Origin of the sequence: Dactylosporangium sp. CS-033363, assembly GCF_050942475.1 — a bacterium.
Classification (GTDB): domain Bacteria; phylum Actinomycetota; class Actinomycetes; order Mycobacteriales; family Micromonosporaceae; genus Dactylosporangium.
On the sequence record NZ_CP192032.1, the window covers coordinates 2644807 to 2658843 of the forward strand.

Consider the following 14037-nt stretch of genomic DNA (forward strand, 5'->3'; position numbering starts at 1 on the left):
GACCATTGTCCGCCTAGATTTGTGTCGTTAGTGTCCTACGGCATCTGACCCGAAACAAGGTCGGTCCGCCGCCGGGCACCTCCCCGCCACCGGCCAATGTGGACCGACCAGAGAGGGGTAGCCATGACGATCGTCCGCGCCGCCATCGTCCAGACCAACTGGACCGGCGACAAGGAGTCGATGATCAAGGCGCACGAGGACTACGCGCGACAGGCCGCCGCCCAGGGCGCCAAGGTCATCTGCTTCCAGGAGCTGTTCTACGGCCCGTACTTCTGCCAGGTGCAGGACTCCGCCTATTACGAGTACGCCGAGTCGATCCCCGGCCCGACCACCGAGCGCTTCCAGGCCCTCGCCGCCGAGCTGGGCATGGTCATGATCCTGCCGATGTACGAGCAGGAGCAGCCCGGCGTCCTGTACAACACCGCCGCCGTGGTGGACGCGGACGGCAAGTACCTCGGGAAGTACCGCAAGAACCACATCCCCCAGGTCAAGGGCTTCTGGGAGAAGTTCTACTTCCGCCCCGGCAACCTCGGCTACCCCGTCTTCGACACCGCCGTGGGCAAGGTCGGCGTCTACATCTGCTACGACCGGCACTTCCCGGAGGGCTGGCGCGCGCTCGGCCTCAACGGCGCCCAGATCGTGTTCAACCCGTCGGCGACGAGCCGGGGCCTTTCCGCGTACCTCTGGCAGCTCGAGCAACCCGCCAGCGCCGTCGCCAACGAGTACTTCATCGGCGCGATCAACCGCACCGGCATCGAGGACCTGGGCGAGAACGACTTCTACGGCACCAGCTACTTCGTCGACCCGGAGGGCAAGTTCGTCGGCGAGGTCGGCGACGCCCACAACCCCGAGCTCATCGTGCGCGACCTGGACCTGGACCTGCTGGCCACGGTCCGCGACCGCTGGCAGTTCTACCGCGACCGCCGTCCCGACGCCTATGGGGAGCTGGTTCAGCCGTGACGGGCTTGCTGATCAAGGGTGGGACGGTGGTCGGCCCGCAGGGTCCGATCTCCGCCGACGTCCTCGTGGTCGGGGAGAAGATCTCGGCGCTGTTCATGCCGGGCGACGGGCCGGTCGAGGGCGACTTCGAGGTGCTCGACGCGACCGGAAAATACGTGATCCCCGGCGCCGTCGACGCGCACACGCACATGGAGATGCCGTTCGGCGGCACGAAGGCCAGCGACACCTTCGACACCGGCACCCGCGCCGCGGCGTTCGGCGGCACCACGACCATCATCGACTTCGCCATCCAGCGGTACGGCGAGGTGGTCCAGGACGGCCTGGCCGCCTGGCACGCCAAGACCGAGGGCGAGTGCCACATCGACTACGCCTTCCACATGATCCTCGGCGGCGTCGACGACGACTCGCTCAAGGCCATGGATCAGCTGGTCGCCAGCGAGGGCATCACGAGCTTCAAGCTGTTCATGGCGTACCCCGGCGTCTTCTACAGCGACGACGGCCAGATCCTGCGCGCGATGCAGAAGGCCCGGGACAACGGCGCCATGATCATGATGCACGCGGAGAACGGGCCGGCCATCGACGTGCTCGTCAAGCAGGCGCTGGAGCGCGGCGAGACGGACCCGATCTACCACGGCATCACCCGGCCCGAGGCGCTGGAGGCCGAGGCGACCAGCCGCGCGATCTGGCTGGCGTCCGTGGCCGCGGACTGCCCGCTCTATATCGTACACCTGTCCGCATCCAAGGCTCTCGAACAGGTCGCCGCGGCGCGGGACCTCGGCCGCAACGTGTTCGCCGAGACCTGCCCGCAGTATCTGTACCTCACGCTGGAGGACCAGCTCGGCGCGGACGGCTTCGAGGGTGCCAAGTGGGTCTGCTCCACCCCGCTGCGCAGCAAGCACGAGACCCACCGGGCCGACCTGTGGAAGGGCCTGCGCAGCAACGACCTGTCCGTCGTCTCCACCGACCACTGTCCCTTCTGTTTCAAGGACCAGAAGGACATGGGCATCGGCGACTTCTCGAAGATTCCCAACGGCATCGGCAGCGTCGAGCACCGCGTCGACCTGCTGTACCAAGGCGTCGTCGACGGCAAGCTCTCCCTCGCCCGCTGGGTCGAGACCATCGCCACCACCCCGGCGCGGATGTTCGGCCTCTTCCCGCAGAAGGGCATCATCGCGCCCGGCTCCGACGCCGACATCGTGCTCTACGACCCCGCGGCCCGCACCCGCATCGGCGTGGAGACGCACCACATGAACATGGACTACTCGGCCTGGGAGGGCTTCGAGATCGCCGGCAAGGTCGACACCGTCATCTCCCGCGGCACCGTGCTCGTGTCCGGCGACACGTACCACGGCACCAAGGGCCACGGCCGGTTCGTCCGCCGCGGACTGTCCGACTACCTCATCTAGGAGCCTGTCATGCGAGAGATCAGGCACTGGGTCGACGGGAAGGCCGTCGCCGGCACCAGCGGGCGGCAGCTGCCGGTCTGGGACCCGGCCACCGGCGAGCAGCAGGCGTACGTCGTCGCCGCGACCGCCGCCGAGACCGACGCGGCCGTGGCGAGCGCTCTGGCCGCGTTCCCGGCCTGGCGGGCGGCGTCGCTGTCCCGCCGCGCCGAGGTCATGTTCCGCTTCCGCGAACTCGTCGACGCCAACCGCAAGGAGATCGCCGCGCTGGTCTCGGCCGAGCACGGCAAGACCGTCGCCGACGCCGAGGGCGAGCTGGCCCGCGGCCTGGAGAACATCGAGTTCGCCACCGGCGCCCCGCACCTGCTCAAGGGCGGCTACAGCGAGCAGGCCAGCAACGGCGTCGACGTGTACTCGATCCGCCAGCCGCTGGGCGTCGTCGCCGGCATCACGCCGTTCAACTTCCCGGCGATGGTGCCGATGTGGATGTTCTGCAACGCGCTCGTGTGCGGCAACACGTTCGTGCTGAAGCCCAGCGAGAAGGACCCGTCCGCCGCGCTGCTGCTGGCCGACCTGCTGCGCCAGGCCGGGCTGCCCGACGGCTGCTTCAACGTCGTGCAGGGCGACCGCGAGGCCGTCGAGCGGCTCCTCGTGCACCCGGACGTGCAGGCGCTGAGCTTCGTCGGCTCGACCCCGATCGCCCGGGCCGTCTACGAGGCCGGAACCAAGGCGGGCAAACGGGTGCAGGCGCTCGGCGGGGCCAAGAACCACATGGTGGTACTCCCCGACGCCGACGTGAACGCCGCCGCCGACGCCGCGGTCTCGGCCGGCTACGGCTCGGCGGGGGAGCGGTGCATGGCCGTGTCCGTCGTCGTCGCGGTGGGCGCGGTCGCCGACCCGCTCGTCGCCGCGATCAGCGAGCGCATCGGCCGGATCGCGGTCGGGCCGGCCACCGACCCGGCGGCCGAGATGGGTCCGCTCATCACCCGCGAGCACCGCGACCGGGTGGCCGGCTACCTCGCCGAGCCTGGGGCGGCCGAGGTGGTCGTCGACGGCCGCGAGGCTCCCGTGAGCAGCGGGCCCGGGTTCTTCCTCGGCGCCTCGCTGGTCGACAGGGTGACGCCGGATTCGCCGCTGTACCGCGACGAGATCTTCGGCCCGGTCCTGTCGGTCGTGCGCGCGGACTCCTACGACGAGGCCGTCAAACTGGTCAACGACAACGAGTACGGCAACGGCACCGCGATCTTCACCCGCGACGGCGGGGCGGCCCGGCAGTTCCAGTACGACGTGGTCTGCGGGATGGTCGGGGTCAACGTCCCGGTGCCGGTTCCGGTCGCCTACTACAGCTTCGGCGGCTGGAAGTCCTCGCTCTTCGGGGACCTGCACATGTACGGCCCGGAGGGCATCCAGTTCTACACCCGCAGCAAGGTCGTCACCTCGCGCTGGCCGGACCCGGCCACGTCCGAGGTGGACCTCGGCTTCCCGAAGGTGCGGTGACGGCATGGACGTAGGGGTGGTGCTGCAGTGCGACCCGCCCGCGATGGGCGTGGTCGAACTCGCGAAGAAGGCCGAGGCGGCGGGCTTCAGCCACGTGTGGACGTTCGACTCGCACGTGCTGTGGCAGGAGCCGTTCGTCATCTACAGCAAGATCCTCGCCGACACCGAGCGGGTCGTGGTCGGCCCGATGGTCACCAACCCGGGCACCAGGGACTGGACGGTCACCGCGTCGCTGTTCGCCACCCTCAACGAGATGTACGGCAACCGCACCGTCTGCGGCATCGGGCGCGGCGACTCCGCGGTGCGGGTGCTCGGTTCGCGCCCGACCACGCTCGCCGAACTGCGCGAGTGCGTGCAGGTCATTCGCGAGCTCGGCAACGGGCGTGCGGTACACCTGCGGGATCGTGACCTGCAATTCGCGTGGGCGCCCGGCTCTCGGCTCGAGGTCTGGGTCGCGGCCTACGGGCCCAAGGCGCTCGCGCTGACCGGCGAGGTCGGCGACGGCTACATCCTGCAGCTCGCCGACCCGGACATCGCGGCCTGGATGATCAAGGCGGTCCGCGCGGCGGCGGAGAAGGCGGGCCGCGACCCGGCGGCGATCAAGTTCTGCGTCGCCGCCCCGGCCTACGTCGGCGACAACCTCGCCCACCAGCGCGACCAGACCCGCTGGTTCGGCGGCATGGTCGGCAACCACGTGGCCGACATCGTCGAGCGCTACGGCGCCGACGGGGCCGTGCCCACCGTGCTCACCGACTACATCAAGGGCCGCAAGGGCTACGACTACGCCGAGCACGGCCGGGCCGGCAACACCCACACCGACTTCGTGCCCGACGAGGTCGTCGACCGGTTCTGCATCCTGGGCCCGGTCGAGCACCACCTCAAGCGCCTCGCCGAGCTCAAGGACCTCGGCGTGGACCAGTTCGCCCTGTACCTGCAGCACGACGCGAAGGAGTCCACGCTCGCCGCCTACGGCGAGCACATCATCCCGGCCGTCAGATGAGACGAGCCCTGGCCGCCCTCGTCGGCGTGGTTGCCTTCGTGGCCCTGTGGGAGGGCTACAAGGCGGTCGGCAACGACGAGGGCACCGCCGTCTTCGGGGTCCGCATCCTCCCGCGGGCCGACGACCTTTCCATGCCGCATTTGTACAGTGTGCTGCAGCGACTCTCGCGGCCCGAGCTCACCGGCGGCCGCCCGATCTGGCACGTGGTGCTCGACGCGTGCCTGTTCACCCTCGGCGTGACGGCGGTGGGTTTCGCGGCCGGCGTCGTGATCGGGTTCGTGCTGGCGGCGCTCATGCAGCGCTTCCGGGTCGTCGAGCGGGGCCTGCTGCCCTACGTGGTGCTGTCCCAGACGGTGCCGCTGGTGGCGCTCGCCCCGCTGGTGGCGGGCTGGAGCGGGGCGCTGTCGTTCGGCCCCTATCCGTGGCAGGACTGGATGACGGTGTCCACGATCGCGGCGTACCTCGCGTTCTTCCCCGTCGCCGTCGGGCTCCTGCGCGGCCTGCAGTCGCCCTCGGCGGCCGGCGTCGAGCTCATGCGCAGCTACGCCGCCGGCTGGTGGCGCACGTTCGTGAAACTCCGGCTGCCCTCGGCGCTGCCGTTCCTGTTCCCGGCCCTGCGGCTGGCGGGCGCGGCCGCGGTCGTCGGGGCCGTCGTCGGCGAGATCTCCACCGGCACCCGCGGCGGGATCGGCCGGCTCGTCATCGAGTACGCCCGCGAGGCCACCTCCGACCCCGCGAAGGTCTACACCGCGATGCTCGGCGCGGCCCTGCTCGGGCTGTGCGTCGCCGGTTTTGTGAGTCTGCTCGAAATCCCCCTGATGCGGCATCGTCGTAGGGTCGAGGTGAACGTGGTATGACGGCGGTGTCGATCGCCGGTGTCAGCAAGGTATTCAACTCAGGTCGCCCCGACGAAGTGGCGGCACTATCCGATGTGGACCTCACCGTCGACAGTGGACAATTCGTCTCCCTGATCGGCCCGTCCGGATGCGGCAAGTCGACGCTGCTGCGGCTCATCGCGGACCTCATCGAGCCGACGGCCGGCACCGTCACCGTGGCCGGGAAGGCCGCCGGGCAGGCGCGCCGCGACCAGGAGTACGGCATCGCCTTCCAACAGGCCGGCCTCTTCGAGTGGCGCACCGTGCGGCGCAACGTGGAGCTGCCGCTGGAGCTGCGGAGGATCCCGCGGCAGCAGCGGCGGACGCGGGCCGAGGAGATGCTCTCGCTCGTCGGGCTGTCGGACTTCGGCGGGCACTATCCGGCGCAGCTCTCCGGGGGCATGCAGCAGCGGGTGGCGATTGCGCGGGCTTTGGCGGTACACCCGAATCTGCTGCTGATGGACGAGCCGTTCGGCGCCCTGGACGAGATGACCCGGGAGCGGCTGCAGACGGAACTCCTGCAGATCTGTGCGACGACCGGCACTTCCACCGTGTTCGTCACCCACTCGATCTCCGAGGCGGTGTTCCTGTCCGACAAGGTCGTCGTGATGTCGGCCCGCCCCGGTCGGATCACGGCCGTGTTGGATATTTCGTTGGGGGAACGGACCGACGCTGTCCGGCAGTCTTCTTCGTACTTCGACTACGTCACCGCCGTGCGCAAGGCGCTGCGGTCATGAGACGGGTGCTGCCGCCGGTGATCGTCGGCATCCTCGCGCTTGCCGGGTGGGAGCTCACGGTCCGGCTCGGCCGCATCGCGCCGTTCATCCTGCCCGCGCCGTCGGCGATCTGGGCCGAGCTGGTCGAGCAGCGCTCCAACGTGCTCGACGCGGCCCTGGCCAGTGGGGCCAACGCGCTCGTGGGGCTGATCGGCGGTACCGTCGCCGCGGTTCTTGCCGCTCTTGCCACAAGCAGGGTGCGGCTGCTCAGCGAGGTCTCGGTGCCGTTCGCCGCGGTCCTGAACGCGCTGCCGATCATCGCGCTCGCGCCGATCCTCAACAACATGTTCGACTCGACCAGCAGCGTGCCGCGCCGGCTGGTCGCCGGGATCATCGTGTTCTTCCCGGTCTTCATCAACACGCTGCGCGGCCTGCGGGAGGTCGACCCGACCCACCGCGAGCTCATGACCAGCTACGCCGCCGGTTCCTGGACCTTCGCAAGGCTGGTCCGGCTCCCCGGCGCGCTGCCGCACCTGTTCACCGGCCTGCGGCAGGCCTCGTCCCTCGCGGTCATCGCCGCGGTCGTCGCCGAGTACTTCGGCGGTCTCCAGGACGGCCTCGGCGCGCGGATCACGTCCGCGGCCGCGTTCACCGCCTACCCCCGGGCGTGGGCCTTCGTCTTCGGCGCCTGCGTCCTCGGCCTGGTCTTCTACCTGACCACGCTGCTGCTCGAACGTCTTGCCATGCCTTGGGCTCGTTTCTGAGGGGTTCTCTATGCGGAAGTTCGCTTTTGTCATCGCGGCCGGGCTCGTCCTGTCCGCCTGCGGCACGGCTGATTCGACGTCCCCCACCACCCCCGCCGGCGCCGGCGGCATGACCACCGTGAAGCTGCAGTTGCAGTGGTTCTACCAGGCCCAGTTCGCCGGCTACATCGCCGCGGTCGACAAGGGCTTCTACAAGGAACAGGGCCTCGACGTCCAGCTCCTCGAGGGCGGCGTCGACATCGTCCCGCAGACCGTCCTCGCCCAGGGCAAGGCCGACTACGCCGTGGCGTGGGTCCCGAAGGCCCTGGCCTCGCGCGAGCAGGGCGCCGGGATCACGGACGTGGGCCAGATCTTCGCGCGCTCCGGCACGTACCAGGTCGCCTTCGCCAGCTCGAACATCAAGTCCCCGGCCGACTTCAAGGGTAAAAAAGTCGGCAACTGGGGCTTCGGCAACGAGTTCGAGCTCTTCGCCGGCATGACCAAGGCGGGCCTCGACCCCGGCAAGGACGTCACGCTGGTGCAGCAGCAGTTCGACATGCAGGCGCTGCTGAAGAAGGAGATCGACGTGGCCCAGGCCATGTCGTACAACGAGTACGCCCAGCTGCTGGAGGCCACCAACCCGGCCACGGGCAAGCTGTACCAGCCGGCCGACTTCCAGATCATCGACTGGAAGACCGTAGGCTCGTCGATGCTGCAGGACGCGGTGTGGGCGAACACCGAGAAGCTCAAGGACAAGGCGTACCAGGACCAGACCGTGAAGTTCCTGACCGCCACGATCAAGGGCTGGGCCTACTGCCGCGACCACGCCGAAGAGTGCCGCGACCTGGTGGTGGCCAAGGGCTCGAAGCTCGGCAAGACCCACCAGCTGTGGCAGATGAACGAGGTCAACAAACTCATCTGGCCCTCGACCGGCGGCGTCGGCCTGATCAACGAGGCCGACTGGACGCGCACGGTCGACATCTCGATGACCACGAAGAACCAGACGGGCGACACGGTCCTGAAGAAGAAGCCCGAGGGCCAGGCGTACACGAACGACTACATGCAGAAGGCCCTGGACGCCGCGAAGGCCGCGGGCATCGACACCACGGGCTCGTCCTTCGCCCCCACCCCGGTAACCCTCACCGCCGGCGGCGCCTGACCCTCGGGGCGCTGCTCTGGGGTCAGCGGAGCGGCCTGGCTTTTGGCAGACTGCCCGCATGGCCGACGACCTCACGACTCCGGAGCCGGCGCCGCCCAGGGCGCCGGCCACCCGGTGGGGCGTCGTCGCCCTGGTGATCGTGGCGGTCCTGACCGTTCTGGGCGGCGCGACGGCCCTCATCCTTCCCCGCCTGGACAGCGCACCGGTGCCGTCGGCGTCCCCGAAATACGTGGGGTGCATGCAGTTCGGCACCGACAAGGACTACTGCGACCGCTTCATCGATGACGTCGTCCGGCGCAGCGACCTCAGCCAGGAGCAGCGCGACGTCCTGGAGCCGGACGCCAAGCGGGCCCGGGAGGCGGCCAGTTCCCCCGCCCTGTGCGGCGACCCGGACCGCGGCGTGGTGAACCGGCAGTTCGCCCAGTGCATGAGCCTGCCGTCCACCGGATCCGGCCGCGGCGGCGCCCGCATCCCGACGCCCGCCGACGCCGAGGCGATCCGGCTCGCCCTGGAGCGGGCCGGCTTCCCCGGAGCCGTGGTCCGGGTGGCCCGCGACGACGACCCGGCCCCGCACGGCACCATCCTGTTCGGCGTGCCGATCGGCACCGCCTGCCTGCTCGGCTACCAGTCCGCCGGTTCCGGGGGTGGCGGCTACAGCCTGCAGGGTCACCTGCCGGACGGGAGCTGCGTGCGTGACTGAGGTCTCCCGTAGGTGGAAGCGGCCAGGGCTCGGCCGGGGTCGTTCCCTGATGTGTCGTGGTGGTCGCCGGACCCATGCTTGAGGCATCACATTCGGTACCTCGACAAGGGAGCAAGACAATGGAAACCGTCTACGGCTCGATGCGCCAGCACGGCCTGGTCCGCCCGACGCAGGGCCGGCTTCTGGGCGGTGTGATCGCCGGCCTGGGCCAGCGCTTCGGCATCGACCCCTGGCCGGCGCGGCTGCTGTTCGTGCTGATCCTGCTGGCGATCCCGGGCTCGCAGATCCTGATCTACCCGATCCTGTGGATCCTGATGCCGTCGGAGGACGCCGTGGCCCCGGTCACGCCGATCACGCCGCAGGCCCCGGTCGCCTGACCCCTCACCAACCCGCGGCGCCGCGACTGTTGAACGCCCGGCGCCGCGTGACGTCCAGCCCGACCACCGCGGCGGCGTCCATGGCCGTGAAGCCTGCGCTGCGCGTGGCTGAGGCCGGATGTTCGGTGCCACAAAGTCGCCTCGGGCTCGACCGCCTGGCGTGGCGCCGCGAACGTCGATGCACGACCGCCCCGCGCACCGTCGCACGGGGCGGCGCGATACCCGGGTGGGGCTGCTGATCTGCGGGAGTGGCACGCGGTGGGTACCGTGCCGGGGAGATCGATTGGCAGGAGGTCGTCCCCGGTGGCGGACAGCGCGTTCCAGGATTGGCTGGTCAGCGACAGCTGGCAGGACTTCAAGCAGCAGCGGGCGATTCGGGAGATCGAGTTCTCGCTCAGCGACCAGCGGGCCGAGAGCCGGGCTTTGCGGTCGCAGCTGTCGCGGGTGCAGGGGTCCATCGAGCAGCGCCTGAGCCGCCTGATTACGTCGTTTGACGCGTTTGTCGAGCTCAGTGACCTTCGGGCCGAGCTCGCCGGGTTCGACGAGGCGGCGCGCGCCCGGTACCGGATGCGGCAGGTGCTCGCCTTCCGGGCCGGAGCTGCGCCTGCGCTGCCGGCTGCGGTTGAGGACGTCGACGGGTACTGGCTGTCGCCCGCCGCCGCCGCGCTGGCCGCCCTTGCCCGCGGGGACGATGCCTCGGCCGAGCTGGAGCGGGCCGCTGCTCGCGATCACCGGCGTACCGCGCTGCTCATGGTCATGTCCGGCGCCGATCTCGACGTTCGCTGGGTCAGTGCCGCCTTTCCGGAACTCCTGGCCGACACGCAGCTGACCGCCGCCGAGCGGGGGATCTGGACCGCTGCGGCCGAGGGGCTGCTGGGTGACGCGGCGCTCGAGGTCGTGGCCGGGCGGCTGGCCTCCTTGGTTGGCGGGCTGGGTGAGGAGCGGCGGGCGTCGCTCGACCGGTGGCTCGTCGATCGGGTGCATGCGCTGCCGTCGATGGTGCCGGTTACCGGTGTGTCCTCCTCTTCTGATCGGAAGGCTGTTGCCGGGCTGACCGCCGGGGCCCGGCTCGCCGCCCTGCGCCAGTGGGCTGAGTCGACCGCCCCCGTCGCCTCGGAGGCCGGGCTCCCGATTGCGGGCGGAGATGGCATCGCCGACGGGCCGGGGCTGGCGGGTACAGGTGTGGATGGCGTCGGCGCCGGGTTGGGACCAGCTGGTGTGGGCGTGGAAGGTGTCGGCGGCGGGTCGGGGCCGGCGGGCGCGGGCGCAGAAGGCGTCGGGGTCAGCTCGAACGGGTCGGGGCTGGCGGGCGTGGACGGTGTCGGCGGCGGGTCGGGGCTGGCGGGTGCAGAAGGCGTCGGGGTCAGGTCGAACGGGTCGGGGCTGGCGGGCGTGGAAGGTGCCGGCGGCGGGTCGGGGCCGGCGGGCGCGGGCGCAGAAGGCGTCGGGGTCAGCTCGAACGGGTCGGGGCTGGCGGGCGTGGACGGTGTCGGCGGCGGGTCGGGGCTGGCGGGTGCAGAAGGCGTCGGGGCCAGGTCGAACGGGTCGGGGCTGGCGGGCGTGGACGGTGCCGGCGGCGGGTCGGGGCTGGCGGGCGCGGGTGCAGAAGGCGTCGGGGTCAGCTCGAACGGGTCGGGGCTGGCGGGCGCGGGCGGAGTAGGCGTCGGGGCCAGGTCGAACGGGTCGCGGCCGGCGGGGGACGATGGGGCTGGTGACGGCAGCCGGGCGGCGTTGGTGGCGCTGTTGCCCGGGCTCGTGGATGAGGGCAGCGCCGAGGAAGCGCCGACGCTGCAGCGGATCGCGGAGTTGCGGGCAGTTATCGACGATCGGGAGGTCACGCCCGCGGTGAAGTGGTCCGATCCCGTGGGGCTGCCGCTCGATCTGTTGGTGAAGGACGCGTTCGGTGAGGCGCCGGGCCCGCAGGCGTTGGCGCGGCGGGTGCTCAAGGAGCGGTTGCTCGCCGTCGGTGAGGCGTTGCGCGCCGAGACCGAGGTCGCCGGGCCCGAGGAGCAGACGATCGCCGTTGAGCGGCAGTCGGTCCGGGTGCGGGCCAATGGGCCGGCGCCCGCCGACATGGATGCGGTCTATCGGGTGATCGAGGAGCGTAATCCCGTGGGGGCCTCCAAGGTCTGGCTGCGGTACGCCTGGTTCGGCGCGGCCGTTGTCGCGCTCGGGCTGGCGTTTGCGGTGCCGTTCGGGTTCGGGGTCGTGCTCGTCCTCCTCGCGCTGGTGTTCGGGTTCGTCGGGGTGCGGCGGATCTTTGCCGATCGGTTGGAGGTCAACGAGCGGAACGGGCGGTTGCAGAGTGCCCGCGAGCGGGCCGACAAGGCGGTCGAGCAGGAGCGGCAGTCTCTGGGCGAACTGCGCCGCCGGCTCGATGAAACCCGTCGCAGGGCGCCCGAGGAGTTGTCCGGCCTCCGCGCCGCCCTGGCCGAGTGACACCACGAAGTCTGCTCCGAACCAACAAACGCCACCAGGGTGCCTACACCCCAATCACGCCGAAGCCCGGAAGCCCGCCGAAGGCGCCGAAGCCCGGAAGCCCGCCGAAGACGCCGAAACCCTAAGCAACGTAAGCGTCCGCCACGTCCAAGGCGTCGTCGATCGCATCGATGCCGCGCAGCAGATCCTCCTCCGAGATGATCAGCGGCGGCACCACATGCACGCGGTTGAAGTGGGTGAAGGGCCACACACCCCGCGCCTTGCACGCCGCGACCACGTCCGCCATCGGCTTGGCGGCAGCACCAGAAGCGTTGTACGGCACCAGCATCTCCCGCGTCTCCTTCGAGCGTACGAGTTCAATGGCCCAGAACAGGCCGAGCCCGCGCACATCGCCGACCGATGGGTGGCGATCCCGCAGCTTCTCGAGGCGCGGGCGCACGACACGCTCGCCCACATCCCGTACCCGCGAAGGAATCGACTCGTCCTGCATGACGCCGATCGTCGCCACAGCGGCCGCGCACGCCAGCGGATGGCCCGAGTACGTCAGCCCGCCGGGGAACGGTCGCTCCGCAAAAGCCGAGTAGACCCGCGGGCCGAGGATGACGCCTCCGAGCGGTACATAACCGGAATTGACGCCCTTCGCGAACGTGATGAGATCGGGCACCACCGACCAGTGGTCGACCGCGAACCACTCCCCGCACCGCCCGAACCCGCTCATCACCTCGTCGGCGATGAGCAGCGCGCCGTGCCGGGAACACAGCTCGCGCACGCCCTCCAGGTAACCCGGCGGCGGCACGAGGATCCCGTTGGTGCCCACCACCGGCTCCAGGATCACCGCCGCGATCGTCTGCGGCCCCTCCAGCATGAACACCTCCTCGAGGTGCTCCAGGGCCCTGGACGACTCGGAGGCAAGCGAGTCTGCGTGGAAAGGGGACCGATAGAAGTACGGCCCGAAGAACCGCACCACGCCAGGCATACCCGGCTCATTGGCCCACCGCCGCGGATCCCCGGTGAGCGTGATCGAACCGGTGGTCGCCCCGTGGTAGGAGCGGTACGCGGCAAGGATCTTGTGCCGGCCCGTGGTCGCCCGCGCCATCCGGATCGCGTGCTCGTTCGCCTCGGTGCCGCCGTTGGTGAAGAACACGTGCGACAGGTCCCCGGGCGCCACACCGGCGATCAGCCGCGCTGCCGAACTGCGCGCGGCGTTGCCGAAGGTCGGCGCAATCGTGCACAGCCGCGCGGCCTGCTCCTGGATCGCGGCCACGACCCGCGGGTGCTGGTGGCCGAGGTTGAGGTTGACCAGCTGCGAGGAGAAGTCCAGGTAGTGCGTCCCGGCCTCGTCCCAGAAGGTGGCGCCGAGGCCGCCCTCGACCACGACCGGATCGAGCGTCCGCTGGGCGGACCAGGAGTGGAAGACGTGTGCGCGGTCGTCGCGGTAGGCGTCGGTGCGTGGTTCCGTCATGGGCTGACGCTAATGGCACACATCGCGCCGTACAATATCCGCTCTGTTTCAAAATGTTCCCGGACGTATCCTGTCGCCATGCAGATCACCTCGGTGCGGGAACTGGAGGAACTGCTCGGGTCGCCGATGCCCCGGGCCGTCAGCAAGGAACGCGAGCGCCTCTGCCAGACCGATCTCGACTGGCTCGGCCTGTCCCCGTTCGTCCTCGTCGGCACGTCCGACGCGGAGGGCAACTGTGACGTGTCGCCGAAGGGCGATCCGCCCGGCTTCACCTATGTCATCGACGAGCGCACGATCGCGATTCCCGAGCGCCCCGGCAACCGGCGCGCCGACGGCTTCCACAACATTCTCGCCAACCCGCACGTCGGGCTGATCTTCCTGGTCCCCGGGCGGCGGGAGACGCTGCGGATCAACGGGCGGGCCCGGCTGCTCACCGACGCGCCGTGGTTCGACGAGCTCGTCGTCGAGGGGCACCGGCCGATCATGGCGCTGGTGGTCGACATCGACACCATCTTCTTCCACTGCCAGAAGGCGTTCATGCGCTCGAAGCTGTGGAAGCCCGAGTCGTGGACCCCGGAGGCGCTGCCGACGCACGCCAACCTGGTCAAGAGCGTGCAGGACACGCCGGAGACGGTGGAGGAGCTCGAGGCGTACTACGCGGAGAGCAATTACGCCCGCGGCCTGTATTAGGGGCTTAGCCCCACTG

Annotated in this window: 13 protein-coding genes; 12 read left to right on the plus strand and 1 reads right to left on the minus strand. The window is 70.2% G+C overall.

From position 1 onward, the window contains the following. Window positions 1–123 precede the first annotated feature (123 nt). From ACQPZ4_RS12215 to ACQPZ4_RS12265, 11 genes are all read left to right on the plus strand, one after another. The gene (locus tag ACQPZ4_RS12215; RefSeq protein ID WP_433059170.1) at window positions 124–960 is read left to right on the plus strand and encodes a nitrilase-related carbon-nitrogen hydrolase; all 837 of its coding nucleotides are present in this window, start codon (window positions 124–126) and stop codon (window positions 958–960) included. Then, window positions 957–2366 (plus strand): dihydropyrimidinase, encoded by a 1410-nt coding sequence (gene hydA, locus ACQPZ4_RS12220; RefSeq protein WP_433059172.1) that lies wholly within the window; start codon window positions 957–959, stop codon window positions 2364–2366. Before ACQPZ4_RS12215 ends, hydA begins: the two co-directional genes overlap by 4 nt. Window positions 2367–2375: 9 nt before the next feature. Next, complete coding sequence (gene mmsA, locus ACQPZ4_RS12225; RefSeq protein ID WP_433059175.1) at window positions 2376–3860, plus strand: CoA-acylating methylmalonate-semialdehyde dehydrogenase; 1485 nt, start codon at window positions 2376–2378, stop codon at window positions 3858–3860. A 4-nt stretch (window positions 3861–3864) separates the two neighbouring features. Further along, window positions 3865–4860: a TIGR03842 family LLM class F420-dependent oxidoreductase gene (locus ACQPZ4_RS12230; RefSeq protein ID WP_433059178.1), complete on the plus strand. Its 996-nt coding sequence runs from the start codon at window positions 3865–3867 to the stop codon at window positions 4858–4860. Beyond that, complete coding sequence (locus ACQPZ4_RS12235; RefSeq protein WP_433059181.1) at window positions 4857–5717, plus strand: ABC transporter permease; 861 nt, start codon at window positions 4857–4859, stop codon at window positions 5715–5717. The genes ACQPZ4_RS12230 and ACQPZ4_RS12235 overlap by 4 nt, the downstream gene beginning before the upstream one ends. A 74-nt stretch (window positions 5718–5791) precedes the next feature. Beyond that, on the plus strand, window positions 5792–6472 hold the full coding sequence (locus ACQPZ4_RS12240; protein ID WP_433059184.1) for an ABC transporter ATP-binding protein: 681 nt from the start codon (window positions 5792–5794) through the stop codon (window positions 6470–6472). Then, window positions 6469–7215: an ABC transporter permease gene (locus ACQPZ4_RS12245; protein WP_433059187.1), complete on the plus strand. Its 747-nt coding sequence runs from the start codon at window positions 6469–6471 to the stop codon at window positions 7213–7215. Before ACQPZ4_RS12240 ends, ACQPZ4_RS12245 begins: the two co-directional genes overlap by 4 nt. A gap of 10 nt (window positions 7216–7225) precedes the next feature. Further along, a complete protein-coding gene (locus ACQPZ4_RS12250; protein WP_433059189.1) occupies window positions 7226–8353 on the plus strand; it encodes an ABC transporter substrate-binding protein in 1128 nt (375 codons plus the stop codon). A gap of 58 nt (window positions 8354–8411) precedes the next feature. Continuing rightward, a complete protein-coding gene (locus ACQPZ4_RS12255; protein ID WP_433059192.1) occupies window positions 8412–9053 on the plus strand; it encodes a hypothetical protein in 642 nt (213 codons plus the stop codon). Window positions 9054–9172: 119 nt separating this feature from the next. Next, entirely contained in the window at window positions 9173–9430 is a 258-nt protein-coding gene (locus ACQPZ4_RS12260) for a PspC domain-containing protein (protein WP_433059194.1), read from the plus strand. Between the two features lie 303 nt (window positions 9431–9733). Next, entirely contained in the window at window positions 9734–11869 is a 2136-nt protein-coding gene (locus tag ACQPZ4_RS12265; RefSeq protein WP_433059197.1) for a hypothetical protein, read from the plus strand. Window positions 11870–11990: 121 nt separating this feature from the next. Here the strand turns inward: ACQPZ4_RS12265 and ACQPZ4_RS12270 are convergent, their stop codons facing one another. Further along, a complete protein-coding gene (locus ACQPZ4_RS12270) occupies window positions 11991–13331 on the minus strand; it encodes an aspartate aminotransferase family protein (RefSeq protein WP_433059200.1) in 1341 nt (446 codons plus the stop codon). Between the two features lie 78 nt (window positions 13332–13409). Here ACQPZ4_RS12270 and ACQPZ4_RS12275 point away from each other — a divergent pair, with 78 nt between their 5' ends. Beyond that, the gene (locus ACQPZ4_RS12275) at window positions 13410–14021 is read left to right on the plus strand and encodes a pyridoxamine 5'-phosphate oxidase family protein (protein ID WP_433059203.1); all 612 of its coding nucleotides are present in this window, start codon (window positions 13410–13412) and stop codon (window positions 14019–14021) included. Window positions 14022–14037: the final 16 nt, after the last annotated feature.

Excerpts from the sequence above, each read along its gene's own strand:
- ACQPZ4_RS12270 (WP_433059200.1), bottom strand. The coding sequence starts at position 13,331 with ATGACGGAACCACGCACCGACGCCTACCGCGACGACCGCGCACACGTC.
- ACQPZ4_RS12215 (WP_433059170.1), top strand. The coding sequence starts at position 124 with ATGACGATCGTCCGCGCCGCCATCGTCCAGACCAACTGGACCGGCGAC.
- ACQPZ4_RS12230 (WP_433059178.1), top strand. The coding sequence starts at position 3,865 with ATGGACGTAGGGGTGGTGCTGCAGTGCGACCCGCCCGCGATGGGCGTG.
- ACQPZ4_RS12275 (WP_433059203.1), top strand. The coding sequence starts at position 13,410 with ATGCAGATCACCTCGGTGCGGGAACTGGAGGAACTGCTCGGGTCGCCG.
- ACQPZ4_RS12260 (WP_433059194.1), top strand. The coding sequence starts at position 9,173 with ATGGAAACCGTCTACGGCTCGATGCGCCAGCACGGCCTGGTCCGCCCG.
- ACQPZ4_RS12245 (WP_433059187.1), top strand. The coding sequence starts at position 6,469 with ATGAGACGGGTGCTGCCGCCGGTGATCGTCGGCATCCTCGCGCTTGCC.
- ACQPZ4_RS12255 (WP_433059192.1), top strand. The coding sequence starts at position 8,412 with ATGGCCGACGACCTCACGACTCCGGAGCCGGCGCCGCCCAGGGCGCCG.
- ACQPZ4_RS12235 (WP_433059181.1), top strand. The coding sequence starts at position 4,857 with ATGAGACGAGCCCTGGCCGCCCTCGTCGGCGTGGTTGCCTTCGTGGCC.
- ACQPZ4_RS12250 (WP_433059189.1), top strand. The coding sequence starts at position 7,226 with ATGCGGAAGTTCGCTTTTGTCATCGCGGCCGGGCTCGTCCTGTCCGCC.
- mmsA (WP_433059175.1), top strand. The coding sequence starts at position 2,376 with ATGCGAGAGATCAGGCACTGGGTCGACGGGAAGGCCGTCGCCGGCACC.